Annotated in this window: 22 protein-coding genes; 3 read left to right on the top strand and 19 right to left on the bottom strand. The window is 41.8% G+C overall.

Going from position 1 to position 22,443, the window contains the following annotated elements:
- Window positions 1-174 precede the first annotated feature (174 nt).
- From G602_RS0100115 to G602_RS0100070, 10 genes are all read right to left on the bottom strand, one after another.
- On the bottom strand, window positions 175-1,425 hold the full coding sequence (locus tag G602_RS0100115; protein ID WP_044930694.1) for a glycosyltransferase: 1,251 nt from the start codon (window positions 1,423-1,425) through the stop codon (window positions 175-177).
- A gap of 92 nt (window positions 1,426-1,517) precedes the next feature.
- Window positions 1,518-3,458 carry an asparagine synthase (glutamine-hydrolyzing) gene (gene asnB, locus G602_RS0100110; RefSeq protein ID WP_026657058.1) on the bottom strand — a complete coding sequence of 647 codons (1,941 nt, stop codon included), beginning with the start codon at window positions 3,456-3,458 and terminating at the stop codon, window positions 1,518-1,520.
- A 269-nt stretch (window positions 3,459-3,727) separates the two neighbouring features.
- A complete protein-coding gene (locus tag G602_RS0100105) occupies window positions 3,728-4,825 on the bottom strand; it encodes a glycosyltransferase family 4 protein (RefSeq protein ID WP_026657057.1) in 1,098 nt (365 codons plus the stop codon).
- A gap of 43 nt (window positions 4,826-4,868) precedes the next feature.
- Window positions 4,869-6,101 (bottom strand): glycosyltransferase, encoded by a 1,233-nt coding sequence (locus G602_RS0100100; protein ID WP_044930693.1) that lies wholly within the window; start codon window positions 6,099-6,101, stop codon window positions 4,869-4,871.
- On the bottom strand, window positions 6,101-7,378 hold the full coding sequence (locus tag G602_RS0100095) for a glycosyltransferase (RefSeq protein ID WP_026657054.1): 1,278 nt from the start codon (window positions 7,376-7,378) through the stop codon (window positions 6,101-6,103). Before G602_RS0100095 ends, G602_RS0100100 begins: the two co-directional genes overlap by 1 nt.
- A gap of 2 nt (window positions 7,379-7,380) precedes the next feature.
- Entirely contained in the window at window positions 7,381-8,184 is an 804-nt protein-coding gene (locus G602_RS0100090) for a DUF2334 domain-containing protein (protein ID WP_026657053.1), read from the bottom strand.
- A gap of 67 nt (window positions 8,185-8,251) precedes the next feature.
- On the bottom strand, window positions 8,252-9,568 hold the full coding sequence (locus G602_RS0100085) for a nucleotide sugar dehydrogenase (RefSeq protein ID WP_026657052.1): 1,317 nt from the start codon (window positions 9,566-9,568) through the stop codon (window positions 8,252-8,254).
- 51 nt (window positions 9,569-9,619) lie between these two features.
- On the bottom strand, window positions 9,620-10,726 hold the full coding sequence (locus G602_RS0100080; RefSeq protein WP_026657051.1) for a glycosyltransferase family 4 protein: 1,107 nt from the start codon (window positions 10,724-10,726) through the stop codon (window positions 9,620-9,622).
- Window positions 10,727-10,752: 26 nt separating this feature from the next.
- Window positions 10,753-11,748 carry an ATP-grasp domain-containing protein gene (locus G602_RS0100075; RefSeq protein WP_026657050.1) on the bottom strand — a complete coding sequence of 332 codons (996 nt, stop codon included), beginning with the start codon at window positions 11,746-11,748 and terminating at the stop codon, window positions 10,753-10,755.
- 40 nt (window positions 11,749-11,788) lie between these two features.
- Complete coding sequence (locus G602_RS0100070; protein ID WP_305803860.1) at window positions 11,789-12,427, bottom strand: sugar transferase; 639 nt, start codon at window positions 12,425-12,427, stop codon at window positions 11,789-11,791.
- A gap of 108 nt (window positions 12,428-12,535) precedes the next feature.
- Between G602_RS0100070 and G602_RS0100065 the strand changes: the two genes are divergently transcribed.
- Together G602_RS0100065 and G602_RS28395 are read left to right on the top strand one after the other, a co-directional pair.
- Window positions 12,536-13,396 (top strand): YitT family protein, encoded by an 861-nt coding sequence (locus G602_RS0100065; RefSeq protein ID WP_026657047.1) that lies wholly within the window; start codon window positions 12,536-12,538, stop codon window positions 13,394-13,396.
- Window positions 13,397-13,566: 170 nt separating this feature from the next.
- The gene (locus G602_RS28395; protein WP_049944967.1) at window positions 13,567-14,622 is read left to right on the top strand and encodes a hypothetical protein; all 1,056 of its coding nucleotides are present in this window, start codon (window positions 13,567-13,569) and stop codon (window positions 14,620-14,622) included.
- A 125-nt stretch (window positions 14,623-14,747) separates the two neighbouring features.
- On the opposite strand, the gene G602_RS0100055 is transcribed toward G602_RS28395, so the two are convergent.
- From G602_RS0100055 to G602_RS0100040, 4 genes are all read right to left on the bottom strand, one after another.
- Complete coding sequence (locus tag G602_RS0100055; RefSeq protein ID WP_026657046.1) at window positions 14,748-15,275, bottom strand: QueT transporter family protein; 528 nt, start codon at window positions 15,273-15,275, stop codon at window positions 14,748-14,750.
- A 110-nt stretch (window positions 15,276-15,385) separates the two neighbouring features.
- The gene (locus tag G602_RS0100050; protein WP_242835464.1) at window positions 15,386-16,078 is read right to left on the bottom strand and encodes a YdcF family protein; all 693 of its coding nucleotides are present in this window, start codon (window positions 16,076-16,078) and stop codon (window positions 15,386-15,388) included.
- A gap of 105 nt (window positions 16,079-16,183) precedes the next feature.
- The gene (locus G602_RS0100045; protein WP_026657044.1) at window positions 16,184-17,212 is read right to left on the bottom strand and encodes an NAD-dependent epimerase/dehydratase family protein; all 1,029 of its coding nucleotides are present in this window, start codon (window positions 17,210-17,212) and stop codon (window positions 16,184-16,186) included.
- Window positions 17,213-17,250: 38 nt separating this feature from the next.
- Window positions 17,251-17,853, bottom strand: coding sequence for a 5' nucleotidase, NT5C type (locus tag G602_RS0100040; protein WP_026657042.1), 603 nt, complete (start codon window positions 17,851-17,853; stop codon window positions 17,251-17,253).
- Window positions 17,854-18,017: 164 nt separating this feature from the next.
- Here G602_RS0100040 and G602_RS0100035 point away from each other — a divergent pair, with 164 nt between their 5' ends.
- On the top strand, window positions 18,018-18,200 hold the full coding sequence (locus G602_RS0100035; RefSeq protein WP_026657041.1) for a hypothetical protein: 183 nt from the start codon (window positions 18,018-18,020) through the stop codon (window positions 18,198-18,200).
- Window positions 18,201-18,221: 21 nt separating this feature from the next.
- Here the strand turns inward: G602_RS0100035 and G602_RS0100030 are convergent, their stop codons facing one another.
- The 5 genes from G602_RS0100030 to G602_RS0100010 all read right to left on the bottom strand — a co-directional run bounded on the left by G602_RS0100030 (window position 18,222) and on the right by G602_RS0100010 (window position 22,138).
- Window positions 18,222-18,662 carry a hypothetical protein gene (locus G602_RS0100030; RefSeq protein ID WP_026657040.1) on the bottom strand — a complete coding sequence of 147 codons (441 nt, stop codon included), beginning with the start codon at window positions 18,660-18,662 and terminating at the stop codon, window positions 18,222-18,224.
- Between the two features lie 140 nt (window positions 18,663-18,802).
- Window positions 18,803-19,723, bottom strand: coding sequence for a hypothetical protein (locus G602_RS0100025; protein ID WP_026657039.1), 921 nt, complete (start codon window positions 19,721-19,723; stop codon window positions 18,803-18,805).
- 357 nt (window positions 19,724-20,080) lie between these two features.
- Entirely contained in the window at window positions 20,081-20,920 is an 840-nt protein-coding gene (locus G602_RS0100020) for a S66 family peptidase (protein ID WP_026657038.1), read from the bottom strand.
- Between the two features lie 115 nt (window positions 20,921-21,035).
- Window positions 21,036-21,515, bottom strand: a complete 480-nt coding sequence (locus G602_RS0100015; protein ID WP_026657037.1) for a DNA-deoxyinosine glycosylase — start codon at window positions 21,513-21,515, stop codon at window positions 21,036-21,038.
- A 32-nt stretch (window positions 21,516-21,547) separates the two neighbouring features.
- Entirely contained in the window at window positions 21,548-22,138 is a 591-nt protein-coding gene (locus G602_RS0100010; protein WP_026657035.1) for an HD domain-containing protein, read from the bottom strand.
- Between the last annotated feature and the right edge of the window lie 305 nt (window positions 22,139-22,443).

Genomic DNA, 22,443 nt, shown 5'->3' with positions numbered 1-22,443 from the left:
CGGATTGAAATATCCGTAAAACCAAAGTGACATGGCAAGAAGTGACCCAAGTGCCAGCCTTTTTTGCCCCATACTATGGAAGGCAAAGTACAAAATCAGCGATAGCGGCAAAAAACACAATATAAAAATATATGAGTTAAATTGCATTCTCTGTTTCTACACTCCGTTCAGCGCCTACATTAGTTCCTCAAAATACTCACGCCACATTTCATTTACTCTGTCAGGATTATATTTTTCCCTGACTTCAAGCGCAGCTCCGCCCATTCTTCTTGCTACAGCCGGATCTTCGGCAAGTCTCTCAAGGGTATTAAAAATATTAGTCGCCATCTTTACATCGGAATCCATCGGTATTAAAATTCCGTTTCTTCCATTCTGAATAAGATCCGCAGGACCACCACAGGGACAATCCGTGGATATACAGCAAAGTCCAAGTGACATCGCTTCGATTAGAGCATTCGGCATACCTTCCGTTTTGGAGGTGAGCACAAAAATCTCCGCATCGCTTATTCTGTCAGCTATTCTGTCGACACTTCCCATAAAGGTTGCTTTGCCATCAGCCCCCTTACCTGTTTCATCAAGAATATCAAGCTTTCCGCAGAGCTTTGTAAGCAGTTCTCTCGTCGGACCATCGCCATAAATCATCAGTCTGTAATCAGGATGCTTTTTTACAAAATATGAAAAGGCATTGATAACAAGCTTTTGATTCTTATTTTCATCAAGCCTTCCGACAGATACGATAACCTTTTTTCTATCCTCAAAAGGCACCACCTCATGCGCAATAAACTCCTCATTTATTGCATTTGGCAAAACCTTACATTTTGACTTTATAAGTGGCCCGAAAAATTCCATTGCACCATTTGTCTGAACCACAACCCCTGCAGCAGCAGGAAACAACACCTTCATTGACGCTTTAAGCCCAAATGAAGCATACTCCTCCGACGGCGTTGCCCGAACTGATACCACCACAGGAATCCCCAATGATATAGCGGACTGCAGTGCCATTACATTGTTTTTACCGAGAAAAGAAAGAATCAGATCAGGCTTTAGTCTCTCCCAGGCATTTGTCAGCTTCTGTATTCTTCTATGAAAATTCTGGGCACGGTTTCCCTTTTCATAAGGCATAAGCGCAGTGAATACCCTGCCTATCCCCATAGGCTCTCCGCCCTTAAGATCCACATATCGAACCTTCTCATCCGGATTTAATACCTTTACGGCATTCTCAGCCTCACTCTCAAGTACTTTCCAGGCAGCATGAGGAAGCTCATACTCATCATCGGACAAATAGGTAGTAGCAAGCGTCACCCTATAACCTATGCTGTAGAAATACTCAGCAAGATTGCACATGACGCGCTCAGCCCCGCCCTTATTGAGTGAGCCTATATACATAACTATATGCTTTTTCCTGATAGTTACCTTTTTTGCCATTCAAACCTCTTACTGCCTTCCCCTAAGGAATATAGCTTTCTTTCTACTGCCTTCCCCTTGGGGGAAGGTGGCGCGCAGCGCCGGATGAGGGGTCACACTAAATACCTCTCATACCACTGCTGGAAATTAAAGAAGCTCCACGACAACTTCGAATAATTCGCTCCTGTAGCCGGACCTCCATCGCCCTTCTCCAAATAATTTCTGATAAATCGTGACGCATAATCAGCATCAAATATGCCCTGTTTTTTCAAGAAGCTCACATCACTGTAATCAATAAGCTTGTCACGCAGCGGGCCTCTAAGCCATGAATCCGTGGGACATCCAAAGCCCTTCTTGGGCCTGTCCAGAAGGTCCCTTGGAATATAATCATATGCTATATCCTTCAAAATATGCTTCTTGTCACCATCAGCAAACTTGAATCTGTGCGGAATAGCAAAGCTGTACTCCATAACCTCTGTATCCATTATAGGACATCTGCACTCAAGTGAATACTTCATAGATGCTCTGTCCATCTTCACCAGAATATCCCCGGGAAGGTAGGTATCCATATCAAGCAGCATACGCCTTATCTGCCAGTCCGATACTCCATAAGAGGACTCTATCGGATATTTACATGGGAAAAGTCCGCTATTTCCAAACTCTCTACCCATATACTGCTCATATGTGAGCCTGTCATCCATAGCCTCCTGCCCTGTTATAAATGCATGGGCAGCCAGAATATAACTGGGTGATGAAAACTGAGTCTTAGTCTCCGGATCTCTGTTTTCCGCTACCACCCGAACCCTGAAGGGAAGCTTTTTAAGAAGCTTACTGTCCCCCATGGGAATCTGACCTATTCCATTTACAATAGCCCCGGCCGCATCAAGCTTCTGTGCCTGTGCCACATTCTCATAAATATTATATCCGCAGAAAAACTCATCTCCGCCATCGCCCGACAGCGCTACAGTCACCTGCTCCCTAGCAAGCTTGCACACAAGCATTGTAGGTATCTCTGACTCATCTGCAAAAGGCTCATCATAATAATCGGGAATACTCTCCACAAGATCCAGCATCTCCGACTCATCTATGTAAAGCTCAGTGTGGTCTGTGCCAAGATGCTCCGCCACCCTCTTTGCAAACTCTGCTTCATTATATTCCGGCACGTTGAAACCGATACTAAAGGTCTTAACAGGTGAATCACTGTTTTCCTGAGCAAGCGCTGTTATAAGCGATGAGTCATAACCGCCTGATAAAAATGCCCCCAGCGGCACATCTGCTATCATTCTGTCTGCAACCGACTTCTTAAGACGCTGCTTCAAGCCTTCCTTTGCTTCTTCGTAGGAAGAAACCTGTCTGGCAGATCTCTCTTTGTACGCCTTTTTCACATCCCAGTACTTCTTCTTACTGATGCTTCCCTTGTTAAATACCAGCATCTGCCCGGGTTCTATCTGCCATACATTCTCAAATATGCTTTCGGGTGCATTTATGTACTGCTGAAACATGTATCTCGGAATGATTGATTTTCTTATGTCAACCTTAAATCCGGGACACTTCATGATGGGCTTAAGCTCCGAACCAAATACCAGGTTCCCATCCTCAAGCCAGTAATATAATGGTTTCTTACCGATTCTGTCCCTTACAAGGAAAATATCCTCAGTCTCTCTGTCATAAAGCGCTATCGCGAACATTCCATGAATATGCTCTGCAAAATCAGCCCCCCACTTCAGATACCCCGCAAGTATAACCTCGGTATCACAGGTTGATTTGAAGGGGTAACCCTTGAGTTCTTCCTTAAGTTCAAGAAAGTTATAAATCTCTCCGTTAAAAACGACAGAAATCCTGCCATCCTCCGTAGACATGGGCTGGTGCCCAAGCGGCGAAAGATCCAGGATTGAAAGTCGTCTCTGTGCAAAACCAATCGTATATCCGTCTTTTCCCGGATATAGCTCGACGCCATTATCGTCCGGTCCTCTGTGGATCATGGTGTCATTCATGGCTCTAAGTTCATCTTCAGTTATTCTGTTTCTGGATATATATCCACAGATTCCGCACATAGGCGTCTCCTTCTATTTTTTTATTGCATTCCCCTCATCCGCCCTTCGGGCACCTTTCTTCGCTCCGCTTCGGTCCGCGCTGAACCAACGTCCACCGGACGTTGAGCGCCCCCCAAGGGGAAGGCTTTGTATATTTTCTATCACCTTCCGCTTGGGAAAAGGCTCCGCATATCTTCTATTGCCTTCCCCTTGGGAAAAGGCTCCGCATATCTTCTATTGCCTTCCCCTTGGGGGGAAGGTGTCAGCGAAGCTGACGGATGAGGGGATTCTTATTTAACTAGCCCTTCTAAATACTCCCTCCACTGCTCAAAGACAGCCTCAGAATTGGCAATATCATACACCCTGGCAGCTTCCTCACCAAAGCGCTTAGCCATATCCTTATCCTCAATCAGGCGACAAATCCTGTCTGCCAGCGCATCTGCATCCCCAACAGGCACAAGAAATCCGTTCTCCCCATCCCTTATCACGGTTCTGGGTCCTCCTGGAGGGCAATCAGTTGAAACCACCGGCATTCCCATAGCCATGGCTTCAAGAAGAGAATTGGGAAATCCCTCATAATCAGAGCTATAGGCATAAACCTCACCTTTAGGAATCTCCGCATCTATATGGTTGCAGGGGCCCATCAAAAACATGAACTCTTCTGCATTATTATCCGCAATCTTCTTTTCCAGCTTCTCCTTTGTTCCATCCTCAGAACCACCACCATATATCCTTAATATATAGTCGGGATGCTTTTCATGAACCTTCAGGAAGGCATCACAAAGCATAAGCTGATTCTTGAAATCCACCAGTCTGGCATGATGAACTACTGATTTTTCCTTAAACTGCGGATGTGGAACATTATGGTATTTAGCATTTATAGGATTTAAAATTATCCTCGAATTATCCTGCAGATACGGTTTAAAGAATTCCTTCTGCTCCTCTGTCTGAAAAACACATCCTGCAGCCCTGGGAAACAGCCACTTTATCTGTATCTTATCAGAAAGCGCATCGTAATTACCTACGGGATTTATTCGCACAGATATCACTGTAGGCGTCCCTGTGCTCTTCTGAGCCATAAGAGCCCTGTAATTAGCTCTGTGGGCAAATGCCACGAGAACATCCGGACGGGTGCTTTCGAGAAATTCCCTCAAGTACTTTACTCTCAGGAGGAACTTTGTGACGCGGCCTTTTTTTGCATCTTCTTCGCGCAGTCCCACATGAACCCTGTGAATACGGGGATCCAGAGTGAACTCATTCTCATCAAACCACTCCGTTGCTATATATACTTCATACCCGCCCTTGGCAAACTGGTTTGCGAGATTACTTACAACTCTCTCCGCACCGCCCTGTCCAAGGCTATTTAAATGAAACGCAATCTTTTTCATAATATCCTACATATTACTCTATAATGAGGGGAATGTCACCATTTCATACCTTCTCTAAAATCCCATGCAAATCCTTTGCATACTTCTCCGGATCATAGGTCTGTGCCCTCTCATAGGCCTTCTCACCATAATGCTTCATCTTCTTCTCATCAGCGAGCATCCTGAGTATTCCCTCAGCCAGCAGCTTATCGCCCTCCGTGATATTTGAAGCATCAAGATCGATATGCTCATCCATATCCGGAACGATAATTCCGAATTCTCCCTCGATAATCTTATCCGTGGAAGAACCATCCGGCTTACTCGTGATAAGCTCCCCATATTCCTTCTCATTTAGAAGTATCTCACGGGGACCGGTTTTACAATCTGCCGCAACGCAGGGCTTACCAAGTGCCATAGCCTCCAGTATCGCATTAGGAAAACCTTCATGGTTTGAACTAAGCACATAAATATCTGCAGCTTCAACAAACGGGAACGGATTCTTCTGAAGTCCCGGGAAGAAAACCTTCCCCTCTACTCCAAGATCCTCCGCAAGCTTTCTAAGTCCGCTAAAGTCCCCTGTACCCACTATCTGAAGCCTGGCCGCAGGGTAATTCTTTACAACTATTGAAAAAGCCTTGATCAAATGCCAAAAGCCCTTTATATAGTCCTGTCTTCCTACAGAAATAAGTGTAATATTGCTATCCTGCGCATCATTCACAAGCTTGCCGTTTCCAAACATATCACTTGCATTTAAAAGTGCGTCCTTTGAGCCTGCTCTATCACGAATCATCTTTATGTCGAGGGGATTGTAGATATAGCTGCTCTTTTCATAATTGTAATCACGAAGGAGCTCTCTCATTATCTCTCTTGAGCAGGACAGAACCTGATCTGCCTTATTACAGAAAAGACTGACCTCTCTTCTGTTTTCCATATCAGTAGAACAACGAAGTCCTGTTAGCACCTTTGCTCTTGTCCCCGCCTTTGAAAGAACATTTACATAGTTTGCACTTGACCCAAAGCTATATGAAATATCTACCTTGTTTGCCTTTTTATACTGTCTGACTTTCTTTACTCTCCTGAAAACATTGACAGCTTTTCCAAGCTTGCCATATTTCTTAGTGGCAGGCAGATCAATATTGACCACATCCAGTCCCGATATATCATAATTTATGTCCTTATCGGAAAAGATGAGAATTGTTACCTTATAATATTTTTGCATCAGCCGAGCTGTTGCAACGCAGACTCTCTCGAATCCACCCTGATGAAGCATCGGCACAATCAGTAAAAGATGTTTCATTAAAATTTTCCTGTTGTATAAAAATTCAGCATCCTCTGCGCTTGTGTCCTGACATCGAAGCCTGCCTTTTTAATCATCTCGTTAACAGGCTCTGAGGATGCCTCTCTGTCACCTATCGGCAGAGCTACACCGTCTTCCCCATCAGCCTCCTCATAATCCCTGAGCATCAGATCATTAAGTATCTTCCTTGCCCACACAGCCGGAGCTTCTTCTATACTCAGTCTGCTGACAAGCGGAGTTATATCAACCTCAGGCGTAATCGAATCGGAAACAAGGCACTGCAGACCTGCTGACTGAGCCTCTACAACCGTCCCCGGAAGCCCCTCATATCTCGAAGGGAAAAGGAAGTAATCCATCGCCTGATAATACTCATTTGCATTACTCTTATTTCCTGCAAAAATCACATGTTTCTCAATATGAAGATCAGCTGCAAGCTGTTTCATGGTGTCCATGAGAGGTCCCTCACCAAGCATGAGAAGTCTTATCCTCATACCATGAAGCATACTGAAGGCATTGACATCGTCATGCTTTAAAATCCTCAAAAACTCAGCAAAAACCTTAAGAAGATACTCGTGATTCTTTGCATAATGAAATCTCCCCACATGCCCGATGATTATAGCACTAGATAATCCCAGTTCTTTTCTTACCCTGTCCCTGATCTCCTGATTATAGACAAAACGTCTAAGATCAATGGCATTCGGAATAATTCTTACCAGTCCTTCATCAGTCAGAGTATCTCCAAAGACAGATCTGGCAGCATTCTCAGTACATGCAAATCTAAGATCACAGGTGTCTGTTTTAGCAAGAGGAGCACGAATTATTCTTGTCACAACTCCCTTGATTCCGGGATCCACTCCGGCACTTCTTGCATGAGCTATAGTTGTCCCTATACCACAACTCTTGGCAATCGGAAGATAAATAGCCGCAGTACTTGTCATATGCCCCTGCACCATCTTCCACTCGCCCCTGTGCTGCATAAAAAACATCCTTATTGCATTTTTATAATCCCTTGCATTCGTTCCATGAAATCTTGGAACTGCATAGATATTTCCGCCAAGCTTTTTTACTGTAGCGTCAAAATAGTCCGGCTCTCTCACTGCCATAAGCTCATCCGAAGTCGGACATTTTTTACCTGAAGGCTCTGCATCTGCATGCACCAAAAAATCGAACTGCACACGTTCTCTGTCAATGTGTCTGTACAGATCCATGATGCGGCTCTCAGCGCCTCCCAGTCCTAGTGTTCCAAAAACATGCAATATTCTAATAGGTTCTGCCATTTTTACCACCTTTTATGCACGGCGATATATTTAAAGCGTGCCATGAGATATTCCTTAATACCCTGGAAATCGGAAGCCTCCTCAGGTTCCTGCATAAGCCATTCATCCCAGCTTACAACCCTGCCGGACTCGAATACCTTTTCATAGAACGCAAAATCATCCCCATTTAATGTATTTGTATGAACAACGAAAGTAGTGTAGCCCTCTCTTTCATCCTTTAAAACTGCATCTTTTTTAAAGGAAATCGGATAGAAGGTCATGTCAAATCTGCGATATGCCTTCTTCCCAAAACCATCAGTAATTCTTCTGAAGCCATTCTCGGCAAGCGCAGTCATAGTATTCCTATCATAGCTGTGACTTGGCGCCATGAAAAAGTCCGTTGCAATTCCATGAGTTCCAAGAATTTTCTTACCTTCAGCAATCATCTTTATCTGCGTTTCAAGGTCTATTCCGGCAAATTCAGACTGCTTGTTAAGAGGAAGCATTCCTCCCTTTCGAGTAGTATAAACATGATGTAAACCATGCATGGCAATTATCCAGCCCTCAGTCTGAAGATTGCGCACAAGATGCCAGAATGCATAATCCTTTTCCTTAATCTTGTCATCCGGATCGGAAACCCTGTTTCTGCTAGCAGGACCATCCTCATCTGTCTCGTCTTCCGCCAGCTCAAGCTTCGGATCCATGTTTTCCGGAATAACGCCAATAAGAGGCCTTATGTGATTTTCATCTAAAAGCCTCTTAAACCTCCTGAATTTACCCATGTCCATTCCCGGAGAAATGTCATCAAGTCGAATTACTATCTTCATACAACAACGCCGCCACTTTGTCGGTGGCGGCATATCCCCCTAGTTTTTTCTTTATTTATCGTTGCGATCAGAGTCTCCAATAGCTGAACTCTGAAGCATCAAAACTGTTCTTGTCATAAATCCCCTTTACATCAAGGAATACTCTTCTCTTGTGCTCAGGATTGTACCACTTCTTAATCTCATCTGTTGTTATTCCAAGGAATTCCTCATGAGCAACAGCCATGATAACCGCATCCATATCCCTGACAGAATCCATGGTATCAAAGGTGATTCCGTAAAGTCTCTTGGCCTCTGCACTGTCAGCCTCAGGATCTACAACAACAGGATCAATGCCGTACTCCTTAAGCTCATTGTAAATGTCGATTACCTTTGTATTACGTGTATCAGGGCAGTTCTCCTTGAAAGTAAATCCAAGAATTGCCACTCTTGCATTCTTTACATTAAGATCCTGTGCAATAAGATTCTTTACACAGCTCTCTGCGATGTACTTTCCCATATCATCGTTGATACGACGTCCTGAAAGGATAATCTGGCTGTGATAACCAAGCTCCTCAGCCTTGTAGGTAAGATAATATGGGTCAACACCGATACAATGTCCGCCTACAAGTCCGGGCTTGAAATTAAGGAAATTCCACTTTGTTCCTGCTGCCTCAAGTACACTCTTGGTATCGATTCCCATTCTGTGGAAGATCATTGAAAGCTCATTCATGAAAGCGATATTGATATCTCTCTGGCTGTTCTCAATAACCTTGGCAGCCTCAGCAACCTTGATGCTCTCTGCCTCGTGAACACCTGCAAGGGCAACAAGCTTGTAAACGTTTGCAACCTCCTCAAGTGTCTCCTTATCCATACCGGATACGATTTTCACAATAGTCTCAAGTCTGTGTACTTTATCACCGGGATTTATACGCTCAGGTGAATATCCTACCTTAAAATCAACTCCGCACTTAAGTCCTGATTCCTTCTCAAGAATCGGAACGCATACGTCCTCAGTTACTCCGGGATATACAGTTGATTCATAAACTACTATTGATCCCTTTGTAAGGTATTTTCCAAGTGTTCTGCTGGCACTCTCAACAGGTGTAAGATCAGGTGTATGATCATTATTGACCGGTGTAGGTACAGCAACGATATGGAATCTGCACTCCTTAAGCTTTTCAGGGTCTGCTGTAAACTCAACCGCTGTCTCCTTAATTGCTTCGTCTCCAACTTCTCTTGTCGGGTCAATTCCATTTTTATAAAGTTCTACCTTTTCAGCATTAAAGTCGTATCCAACAACCTTAATCTTCTTGGCAAAGGCAACTGCAATAGGCATGCCTACATATCCAAGTCCAACAAGTGATAGTTTTTCTTCTCCGGCAAGGAGCTTCTCATATATACTCATTCCAAAAACCTCTTATTTTATTTTTAGTCCGCCCCGAACATTACTATTATCTTACTTTGTGCGGATTTTCTCAAGTTCTTCTTTGTAAGCATTGATTACGAGTTGTCTGTCAAAGTTTTTCTCGATGTATTCTCGTCCGCGTCTTCCCATATCAGCTCGCTCATTTTCATTTAGCGCAAGTATCCTCTTAACAGCACCAATCAATGATTCTGCACTCTTGGATTCAAAGGTAAATCCGGTTTTACCGTCCTCTATGGCTTCAATGCAGCCGTGTATGTTGGAGCAGAGAATCGGTCGTCCGCAGGCTGCTGCCTCGAGGAGGACGTTGGACATTCCCTCATGATAGGAGGGATGCACAACTACGTGGCATTTTTCAAATACGGGGTCAACACTATCGAGATGCCCATAGTATTTGAGCTTGCCTGCATTTTCAAGCTCCATAATCATGGGCTCGTATTTAGCTCTCTCGTCCTCTTCATACTCACCCACGAGGTCGAAATATACGTTATTATATTCAGAAGTTATTGACTTTGCAGCCGACAGATATTCTTCTATTCCTTTATCTCTCATCATCCTTATAACTGCAAGGAAGTGAATTCCCTCCGCTTCTGAAGGATAATCATGAAAAGTGTGCTCTGTAAGGTTAACTCCTGATCCAGGCAGAAGTCCGCTGTTTTTCCTTGCTATTCCATGCATCTGGATGAACTTGCGGTTTCTCTCATTTTGGAAGAACACTCTCTGCGCCTTACCGGTTGATATTCTGTAAAGCTGTAGCAGCACCTTGCTCATAAGACCGCCGTTTTCAATAGCCATTCCAAGCCCCGTGATATTACATATATACGGAACCTTTCCAAGTCTGCAGGCAAGGGCACCGTAGATATTGGGCTTTATAGTATAAGTCAGAACCACATCCGGCTTTTCGGTTTTAAGCATTTTTCCATAAAATCTAAAAAGCCCATAATCCCTCGCGGGGTTCATACCATGTCTTTCCAACGGGGTCTCAATTATTTTTGTGCAGTAATTTTTAAGCTTTACACAATTTTCATCTGAAGGTACAGAAATCAGCACCTCATGTCCCGCATCAAGGAAGGATTTAAGCAGTTCCTTCCTGAATAAAAACAAACCATTGGCATAATTAGCCAAAATTAATATTCGCATCTTATATTCCTTTTAATGCAGTGTAATCATACCTGCTTCATGCGTCCCTCAAGATTAGAGAGCTTCTCTATTACAACGCTGTCATACATAAGCATGCAGACGTCCTCTTCATATTGCCCGATGATAGGCGTATTCGCTTTTTTCTCAACGACATTTGTATAAATGAGTGCAGGGAAATCAACTCCGGCACCGTATGCATGAAGATAAGCCCCTCCGAATCTGGGATTTATCTCTGAGAGGTAGTACTGTCCATCCTTAAAGAAGAGGTCCATATCCAGCGGTCCGTTAAACTTGAAATGCTTCATAGCACTTTTCACAAAATCAAACAGAGCTTCGTCCTTAAATGAAATTGTTTTATTTGCACCACCAATTGTGGTCGATATCTTTTTCTTGGAAAAGATAGCCACAGGTTCATGCGTAAAAGTATCAACGTATACGTCGGCATCCATATCCTTACCATCCATAAATTCCTGGATGATAAGCTCCGGGCTTCTTGCAGTGAGCTCCTCAAGAAGTTCCAGGCTATCTACCTTTCTTGCGCCAACGCTTCCGCTTCCGGTCCTTGGCTTTACAAAAACAGGGAAGCTTATCTCATTTCTGTCATAGCTCTCCTTAAAATCAGCAAAGGATCCGAAGGTAAGAACTGTCGGAACACCCTTTTCCTTCAGATATTTAAACATCTCATATTTGTCAAAGCACAGATCCGCTGTTTCTTTATAAGGTGCGAGAACCGTAACTCCCAAAGCATCAAATTCGGCTCTGTGATCAGCGAGAATTGAAATCTCCGGATCAATAAGAGTTGTGATCGCATCAATTTTCTCATTCTTGCAGATCTCAAGAACAGTAGGAATGTAAGTGATATCATTTATCAGCGGAACTCTGTAAACCACATCCGCAAAAGCAGGCGCAGGTGCATAGGGACTGTTGTCCGTAACCACTATCTTCACCTTATCTCCAAGTGTATTCCTAAAATCCTTTAAAAGTTCGCAGCGTCTTCCAACGCTTGTAAATAATATGTTCATCTTCATATTTCTCCCAAATATATATTAAGCTGCCATGAAGTCATTTTTTCTCAGGTGTTCCCGTAAATGCCTCCATTGTTGCATCTGTAGCACTGTTTATGTCATTATGTCTGAATACAACAGCAACTGTCATAAATACTATCTTTAAATCCAGCAAAAAGGATAAATGATCAACATAATAAACATCCTTCTCAAAACGGTCCTCCCAGCTCAGAAGATTTCTTCCGTTTACCTGAGCCCATCCCGTAAGCCCCGGACGAACATCGTGCCTTCTTCTCTGCTCTGAATTATATAGTGGCAGATATTTTACCAAAAGAGGCCTTGGTCCGACAAAGCTCATGTCTCCCTTTAGAATATTTATAAATTCCGGAAGCTCATCAAGACTTGTAGCCCTAAGCTTTTTTCCGAATTCCGGAAGTCTGTCCTCATCAGGAAGAAGGTTTCCTTCTGTATCACGTTTATCAGTCATAGTCCTGAATTTGTACAGATTGAATACCTTCTCATCCTTACCAGGCCTTGGCTGTTTAAAGAGCACCGGGCTCCCAAGCTTAAACCTCACAAGTATCGCAAGTATCAGATATAACCAGCTAAAGCAAACCAGCACAAATAACGATAAAATAATGTCTATCAGTCTCTTAATAAAAAGTGCATATATACCACTCTTTGTTTTCTTCTTCATACATCTTTCCTTATATAATATAGAATTGCAACGTTAACCCCAATATTGTATTATAACCTATAGGGATTTTAATTCCAAATTTAGTTTTTTCAGGGGAGTTTTCCAGTAATGAAATTAGATTTCAGGCGTGGCAGCATCAGACTTATCGTAGTTCTTTTAGCTGCTTTTTTAATGGCGTTGAATATAAATACCTTTGTCGATGCCGGCGGCCTTTATCCCGGTGGTGCACAGGGACTCACCATCATTATCCAGCGTATTGCCCAGAAATACTTTGCCCTAAAGATCCCCTATACTCCTATTAACGTTATCCTTAATATCATTCCTATCTATATTGGCTTTCGTTATATAGGCAAAAAATTCACTATTTATTCTATGATCATGGTATTGACCAATGGTTTTTTTGTCGACCTTATTCCTGCCCATGTCATAACTCATGACCCACTACTGATTTCCGTATTCGGCGGAATCTTCGCAGGTGTATCTCTCTCCATCTGTCTCATGGCTGATGCGACAAGTGGCGGAACAGATTTTATTTCCATTTTTCTATCACAACGAAAGGGTATAGATGCTTTCCCGATAATCCTTGCCGGAAACTGTATAATCCTTACTGTTGCAGGCATTTTATTTGGTTGGGACAAGGCTCTGTACTCCATTATTTTCCAGTACGTTTCAACACAGGTTCTCCATGTAATGTACAGAACCTATCAGCAGCAGACACTTTTCATAATCACTGATAAACCGGCAGAAGTATGTGACATCATTTACAGAGTAAGTAACCACGGTGCCACTCTCATGCACGGGGAGGGGTCCTTCGAGCACAACAACAAAATGGTCGTCTACTCCGTTGTAAGCGCATCAGATACCAGAAAGCTCATCCCCGCAATTAAGGAAATTGATGAAAACGCATTCATCAACTCCATTCGAACCGACAGAGTAAAGGGTAATTTTTATCTAAAACCCAGAGATTGAAAATCCACTATAAAGAATTTTTCATTCCATCCGAAATATATGTTGAGTTAAGATGGCGGAGCCATCAAAACTTCTTTTTCAACCGGGCAGCCCTGATAGGGTTAGGCCTGGTTTATTTTTTTGTTTAACTTCTTGTGCGCACAGGAAACGATAACTTGGAGGTTTTGCCTATGAGAATTACAGACAGCACAGTTAACCTTATTTCTGAAAGGAGGTATAGAGAAACCTACAGCATTTCACATGAAAAGGGCATCATCGCATCATCTCTTATAAAAAGCGATACCCCTGACTTCAGGAAAATTCTTGATGCCGAAGAAAACAAGGAAGAACAGACATTATTCACCAACTACAATGCTGATGGCGAATTTTCAGTTCAGGACATGATTCCTTCCGTGAACAAAATGACTGAAATTGAAAGTATCAGAATGAAAATCATGGAAAGGCTGCTCAATATAATGCAAATTCTGTATGGAAGCGCATCCGGAAGCAACAAGAGCAGGATGCAGGAATATATGCGTGGTCTTAGTTCACAAATGAACCAGGGTTCCTTCCAGTGGATGTCTGTATCAACCACAACCTACATACACACAGAATTCGAGCAAACTGCTTTTCAGGCACAGGGCATTGCAAAAACCGAGGATGGTCGCGAGCTTAATTTTGGAATAAATCTCTGCATGTCAAGACAGTTCACCGAATCCGTCGGTATAATGCAGCTTAATCCTGTTCAGCTCATGGATCCCCTTGTAATAAACGTAGGATCCGGAGTAACTGAGATTTCCGATCAGACCTTCACCTTCGACCTTGATTCTGACGGCGAGGCGGAAGAGGTAAAAAATATTACCTCCGGAAGCGGATTTCTCGCATATGATAAAAACGGCGACGGAATAATCAATAACGGAACAGAGCTTTTTGGTGCCAGAACAGGAAATGGCTTTGCAGAGCTATCCGAATATGACAATGATGGCAACGGATGGATTGACGAAGCCGACAAAATCTACGAGAACCTGCGCGTCTGGTGCCGTGGAGAAGATGGCAAAGATACACTTATGACCTTAAAGGAGGCCGATGTAGGAGCAATCTATCTTGGGCACGCAGAAACTAACTTCACCTCACAAGGAACGGACTTTATGGTTAATGCCAGATTCAGAGCAAGCGGCATTTTCCTGCACGAGTCCTCCGGTGATGCAGGATCCGTCCACCAGATCGACCTTGCCAAGATGGCCTGACTCTACAATAATATAGTTTCTTGATTTTCTGAAAGAAACAGGAATCTATAGTTTCCTCAAAAAAAAGCAGGACGTCCATGCCCCGGACGTCCTGCTTTTTATTAACCTTCCAAATTATGTTTCAATCAAAGTGAAAATGATTTTTCTCCACTTTTATCATATGCATTTTCACCGAAAATATATCTTCTTACCGGTATAAGTGCTGTAATAAGAATGGATCCCAACACTACACATGCAATAACTTCACCTGCTCCGACTGTAAGCATCTGAAAAGGAATTCCGCCTGGAATCTTATATGCATAAGTAAGAACAAAAGGAATAATAAGCGCATTTGCAACAACAGGAGGAATAGTAACCAGGAATCTGTTGTTTCTCAGCTTATATGAGAAATATGCACCAATTGCTGTAGCAAGAGTACCAAAAATAATATCAGGAAGAGCACTTCCAATAAGAATATTACTTAAAAAGCATCCGATAATAACGCCCGGAACTGCAGCTGGTGTGAAAAACGGAAGAACACAAAGTGCTTCTGAAATTCTAAACTGAATTGCGCCACTTGCAAGGTTAACCTGAGCAACCATCAATGTGAGCACAACATAGACAGCAGCGATAAGAGCCGCCTGAGTCATAAATGAAATCTTTTTGTTTTGCATTATTTTTCTCCTTTAGGGTTTATATGGTCTACTACTGACCAGTGCGAGTGGGAAGGAATTAACACTCGTATATCATTTGTAGCGCATGAAATTATAGCACTCATAATAAGCTAATGCAAGAACATAATTTTAAAATCCCTTATAACCCCAAAAAACTCTCTTACCATATTGTTAGGTAGGTACCATGGTCTCGTATATGCAGCAATTCCATAGATTTCATTTTCACTCTCTGCCATCGCAAGACGTACGCCCCTGAAGACATGAAAATTGTTGGTCACTATTCCGATTTTTAGATTTTCGCCGGGCCTGTCTCTATTTATCATATCCATTGAAAATCGGATATTTTCAACTGTATCAACAGCCTCTGTCTCGGCCAGAACTCTGTCCTTTGGAATACCTAATGAGATCAGATAATCCCGTCCGCCTTCACCCTCACTTATGCTTTCGTTAGGAGCCTTTGCGCCTGATACTATACACTTTGTCTCAGGATTTTTTTCAAGATACTCACAAGCGGCATCCAATCGATACTTAAATATAATACTGGGGCCTGACTCTCTCATCTGTGCCCCAAGGACAATGATATAATCCAGACCATCTTCACCCTTATCGTTCATATGGCTTACAATCATGCCCTCACACGCTATAAAAACCACAATCCCGATAACTATTACAGACAATATAACGCCTCTGATAAGTCGCGGAATCTTATACCACCGCCCTTTTCCCGCAAGAAAAAATGAGACAGAAAAAAATACAGCACCCGCAAGCCATATTACAAATGAAAAGGTTCCACTTCCAACCATATAAATGCTCACGGAGTATATAAGACATATCATCGACATAATCAGCCATATACTCCGCAGCACCTTATTACTTTTATTTTTCATCAGCACACCCGGGCTTTTTATTTAATCTGTCATACTCTTCTTTGCATTTTCAAGCACATCTATTACTTTGTCACAGAATGCGTCAAACTCAGGATCTTCCTCATACTGTTCGGGATGTGCAAGACAATAGTCCAGAGACATTCGCACGCCTTTGTGGAAAGGAACATTAGTAGTCATCTGAGGTACCAGCCTTTTGAGCTTACTGTTATCAAAAGCAACAGACACAGCCTTATCTCCGAGAAGGCTACCTGTAAAGTCATACCCGTATTTTTTTCCAACCTCACTTAGGAAGTCTGACGATACATGGTAAGGCTTAAGCTCCACTCCCAACGCATCAGCTATTGTCTGGTGTATCTGATCCCAGGTAAGTATCTCATCTCCTGTTATCTGGAAAGCCTCTCCTATGGCATGTCTGTTCCCCATAAGGCCTGTGAAGCCAATAGCAAAATCACTATTAAAGGTTACAGCCCACAGAGATGATCCATCCCCCTGTATAATAACCGGCTTTCCTTCCTGCATTCTCTTTATAACCTGGTAGAAGCCTTTGTCCCCATGAACCCCAAGAGGAACGGATTTCTCGCTATAGGTATGACTCGGTCTTACTATAGTTACAGGGAATCCCTCCTCCCTGTATTTTTTCATCAAAAATTCTTCACAGGCAATCTTATTCCTTGAATACTCCCAGTAAGGATTAGCAAGTGTCGTTCCTTCTGTTATCACATAACCTGCTGCCGGTTTGTTATAGGCAGACGCAGAGCTTATGAAAATATACTGCCTTGTTTTTCCCTTAAACAGCCTGTAATCACGCTCTACGGCACTCACATCAAAGGCTATAAACTCACTTACCACATCAAAAGTAAGCCCATCCAGCTTTTTCTTTACGTCATCTTCATCGTAAATATCAGCAACTATCTGCTTTACCCCGGAGGGCACCTCAGCCTTGCGGTTACCCCTGTTCAGAAGATATACCTCCCACAACGGATCCTCTGCAAGCCTTTTCACTATTCCCATGCTTATTGTTCCTGTACCGCCAATAAAAAGTGCTCTCATGATAACCTCCTCTTAAAAAATCACATTTATAGATTAGTTTATTTGACCTTCTTCTGAATCAAATCCCAATCCGTACATCTGAAATAATTATCTCCAGGAAGTTCGCATTCGTGATTCCAGGGGCGATCGTAGACCATAACCCTTAATTCCGGCAAATGGCCAAAGAACCTGAATGCCATTGGTGAATCCTCTATGGCATAATCAAATTTCATCTTGTAATAGTCTTCCAATTCCAAATTGAACTCACTGTTTTTATAAAAAAAATCTCTGCCATACTTATTAAGGAAAAACAGTTTTACGCGGCTTAAACCATGTTCATCAAGCCATCTTCTTGACGCCTCAAAAGCAATGTAAGGACGCCCTGTTATTACAAAGACCTCATGCCCTGAGTCAATCCATTCGTTCAATACCCGTGATGCCCCCGGAGTCTCGTCATATGATACCAGGACTTCCGGCTTATGCCCCTCCAGCATAAGCTTCTCATAATCATCATCCGATAGTTCAAAAGACTCCTGCAGATTAAAAAAACGAATCTTTTCATAAGGGACATCCTTCCCAAACAGTCTCTTTGCAATATCAGAAAAAGATCTGGCTGTCTCACACAGGCAATCATCAAAATCTACATAAATCCTTTTTCCCATCTCGTCTCTCCATCCATAATCCGTTTTAATTACTATAACACATATCAAAATTATAAACTTTTTTCATTTTGTTTATAAATATTTTATATATGTAGTGTATACTCTCCTAAAAGAACACTAGATGTTGATTGCAACATTTATTGTTTTTATGGGAGGGCAAAAGTATGCGTTGTAATAGTTCTGCAAATAAATCTTTCATTGATAAATCATCACCAAAAACCATAGATACGATTCGTTTTAATAATCGTTATATAGATAAAGAAACAGTAAAAGAGAAAGCTACCGGAATAGTATCTGTTGTGGTATTTACCGGCTTAATTGCTTTCTCTTTTTTCCAATTTCTCTAATAGATATTGAGAGTAAATGCTTTATACTCTATCCAACCTGCATTCTTTATAAAAAGTTGTAATCCTTCTCTTGGCCTGTTTGATATCCAGAATTTCAAGATCCATTGATCTGGAGATCATTGCGCAGTAAAGGCTGAAGGCTTCTCTCGCGCCAAGGGTACGATTATAACTCATCTTGTCGAGTTCGCCATCTGTGACAAACCCCTGAAGGCCCTTGATTATGGTAGAAATAGCCTGAATTTCAGGGGTGATATCACTTTTTTCTGCCATATTCCCCTCTTCAAACATCTCATCTATATACCTTGTACACGCGGATTTTACCTTTTCTATATAATCGTGACTGTATTCATCAAAATACTTGTTGATATATGCTAAAATCTGTTCCCTTCCTGTAAGCGTTTTGTCGATTCTAGGTTTCTCTACTCTTTTCAGATACTTTGCTGCATTAAAAAATAATCCCATAGTTGTAACACTCTCCTACATTAAATTGTGCCTAAAACAAGATGATATTTCAAGTAAATGTTTCATTATGAAACAAAAAAATATGCAGGAAACTGCCGCATCAGCAATTTTCCTGCATTCCTGTTATCATTCATCTGTCTTTATTTGTTTTCGCTGCTTCGCTCAAATACCGAATCCATTCCATCATAATCGATTGTAAGCTTATCGCCTTCAAGCGTGTAAGAGTATTTAAAGCTTCCATCCTCTGCCTGGATAATCTTGTCATCCCAGAAGATCTTCATATCATCCTGTATACTCATAAGACCTGTATGATCCTCATCCAAAGTGAGCTTATATTCAAAAGTATATTCCGTGCCATCCAGTTCCTCATTGATCTTCTGCGTATAGGTCCCCGGGATTTTTTCATACATACTCTGCGGCTTGAAATCCTCATATTCTATGGAATCAATTATCATGGCTATTGCATCACTTGAAGCCATATCAAGCTCATCGTCACCGGATTTATGAGTCAGAAACATGAACTCAAGTGTTCCGCCATTATATTCGCCAATCACGTAGCTTTGACGAAGTCCTGAACCTTCCTCAGGATACTTAAAATCAATCCAATATCCCCAGGCATTCTTTGCTCCTGGAAAATAGCCCCCGGTAACCTCGGTCTCTGTCCCATTTTCCTGAGCACTTTTTATCTCTTCAATAACCTTATCGGGAAGCTTATCCTTTACATAGGTTATGACCAGACAATTGGTTCCCGCCTGCTCTCCGGTGTAATTAAAGCAAATCTCATCTGCGGGATCAGTATTATCCTCAACAGCTATCACATTAGCATCATAGGTTACAGTCCAACCATCATTACTCTTAAAGTTTTCCCATTTAGCTTCCTCTGACTTTTCGGCATCTTTGTCAGTTTCAGGAGTTGCTGCACCCGGAACCCTATCCTCAGATACTACTATCACATCTGAAGGATCTATATCTGCTGCAGAAACTTTATCAGGCATACCACATGCTGACATCGTTGTTATCATAATCGAAGCAAGCAAAAATGCTATAGATTTCTTCTTCATATCCAGGTCCTCCTTATATAGTTGGGATAAACTTTTCGTATAGATATAATTATAAGTTCTACGTACTGACAAAGGTTGAAACATTCTATGACATTTGATTATCTTTTCATTAAATATATAAAATCATTAAAAAAATAATTATTTTTACATAAATAACCATAAAAACAAGCAGGAAACTGCTGTTATCAACATTTATCCTGCTTGTCCCTTATTCATTCATTTAATTATCATACTCGCATATATACCCCATGGATCCCTTATACTGGGGATAATAACCTATAACGTCATTAGGTATGTCATTGATATAGAAGTACTCATACAAGTTACAATTACTGCTACCATTCCTCATCACAATTTCTATAATGACAGTTTTAATCTCTCCCCAACAGCAACGGCTTTAGAATCATGACTATGTCCAATTTCTCTGGTACTTGCGACCGGTACTGAATCAGAAATATGCATTTTAAGCAGATCGTAAACAGTCAGTTCTAATCCTGATTTTTCATAATTTGTAAACGTTCCAAGTAACACTCCCGAAACCTGATCAAAAACACCCATCTGCTCCAGCTGTGTTAATAACGTTGCAATCTGTCCTGATCCTCCGCCTAGCGATTCCAGAAAAAGGATCTTCCCGTTCATATCAGGCCAGTATTTTGTTCCTGACAGTTTTAACAAGCATCTAATATTACCGCCAACCACAATCCCCTCCATACTGTTTCCTTGGAGGAACTGATAATTGAAAGAAAATAGCGGTTGCGTATTCCCGGTCAGGTAATCTGCAAACCTTTTTCTTTGTACGACAGCTTCTGAATATACCATATTCTTTACCTGGTATAAAACTGAAGCATTTCCGGTCATGGTATAAATAGCATTTATTATAGTCGTAAGGTCACTATAGCCCCAGAATCTTTTCCCTGAGTTTGCAATCTTATCAAAATCAAGATAATTCAAAACACCATTTGCCAGATCCCCACCGGAAATATCATATATCGCCTCAATGGAATCGTCTGCATATAGCTGCATAAGATCGGCAGCTCTTTCCTTATCCGTTCCACTAAAGTCATCCTTAGTCGACATTATATGCGACGCCAGAACCGGTTCTATTCCGAAATCCTTAAGTATTTTGATCAATTCATCTATCTGATATTCCCATTCTTTCAAATGTCCATTTGAACATGCTGATATTCCAACTCTCATACTATATTTCCCTCCTTTTTATGTAAATGCATTTTTAGAAACTAAGTAATACAGCTGATTCGTACGTACTTCATCCTGTGATTACTTAATGGTAAGGGCTGCCCCAAGGGCAAGGTCAATACTTTTTTATAATCTTCCAAGCACTCAGAAGCTTTTCCATACTCCAGGCAGCATTGGCGGGGCTTGTAGATGGAAGACATATTGCTGGTCTTTTGATCACAGGCTCCGTATACTTGTCATAATACTTAAGTGCCGTTTTACCGTTGACATATATTGCCTTGATATCCGCTGTATTTAAGATAACGCTTAAATCGTTCGGTACTACATTAGTGATGCTGGAGTCCGATGATCCTTCAATATCGCAGGATTGTATCACATCCCATACTGCAATCCTGTTCCTTATCAAAAGAGCTTTCTTCTCCTCAATTGTCCCTGGCTCTTCCTCTTCAAACACTCCGGAAACCACCTTCCAAAATCTATTCTGCTTATGCCCATAGAAAAATCCTTCTTCTCTTGATTTAACAGAGGGAAAACTTCCCAGAATAAGTATTATTGAATTCTTATCATATATTGGTTCAATTGGATGTATAACCATAATTATGTCTCCCCTTCCCCCATCAGTCTCCATTAGTCCAGCGTATAACTGTCTTTTTCTGCCAAATCATATATATCTTTGGATGCTTTCTCTTCAAAATATGCTTTCAGACGCATATTGGAATCCCATTTTGCCTGAGGATAATTTCCATGGCGGCTTTTGACATCATTCATACGTTCTTCGATGTTCATCACACCTTTACTTCCGGCCAATGCATCACAAAGTTGGATCAGTCTGTCATAATCATCAGCTGAAAGTTTCCCCAACTCAGTCTGAATCAGCTCATACTCCTCATCTGAAGTATCAACCTTACCAACATACTCATCAACTCTCATGTTGTTGAAGGAATGTGTGAGGCACACTCTGGCAACTTCATCATATCCCAAGGACATCATGTATGAATATCCATCAGAAACATGTTTCAAATAGCTTACTCCAAACTTTCTTCCAATATCATGAAGGAGTCCTAAAATATAGGCTTTCTCCGGATTCATCCCCTCACAGCCTAAAGCAATCTTCTCTGCACAATGCGCAGCAACACGGCTGTGATTCCCCCATGGTCCAGGATTATACTTCTCTGCTTCCTCTAAAAGTCTTTCTGCTTCCATTCTTGTTGGTAGCATATTTCCTCCCATTACTCGGAATATACTCTCGGAATCTATAAGCCAGTAACAATGCGGCTTTCAGATTCCTTTTTTATTAAAATCCCCCACTTTTTTATCAAAAAACACTTGACATTTACCTCCAAAAATGCGGCGCTTCGCGCCCTTGTTAAAAAGGATGTGTCGTTACGGCGCGGCCGTAAGTTTTTTGATTGGAGGGCGATTTTATGTTACCTGTTAATTGTGGCAGTCATGCCGACTACCAAAACTTTGTTGTTGAAAATCTCCGCAAATATTACCCTGATCCAGATGCTATATCTCAAAGC

The organism is Butyrivibrio sp. AC2005 (genome assembly GCF_000424145.1).
Classification (GTDB): Bacteria; Bacillota; Clostridia; order Lachnospirales; family Lachnospiraceae; genus Butyrivibrio.
This window is presented reverse-complemented; position numbering and strand designations above follow the sequence as displayed.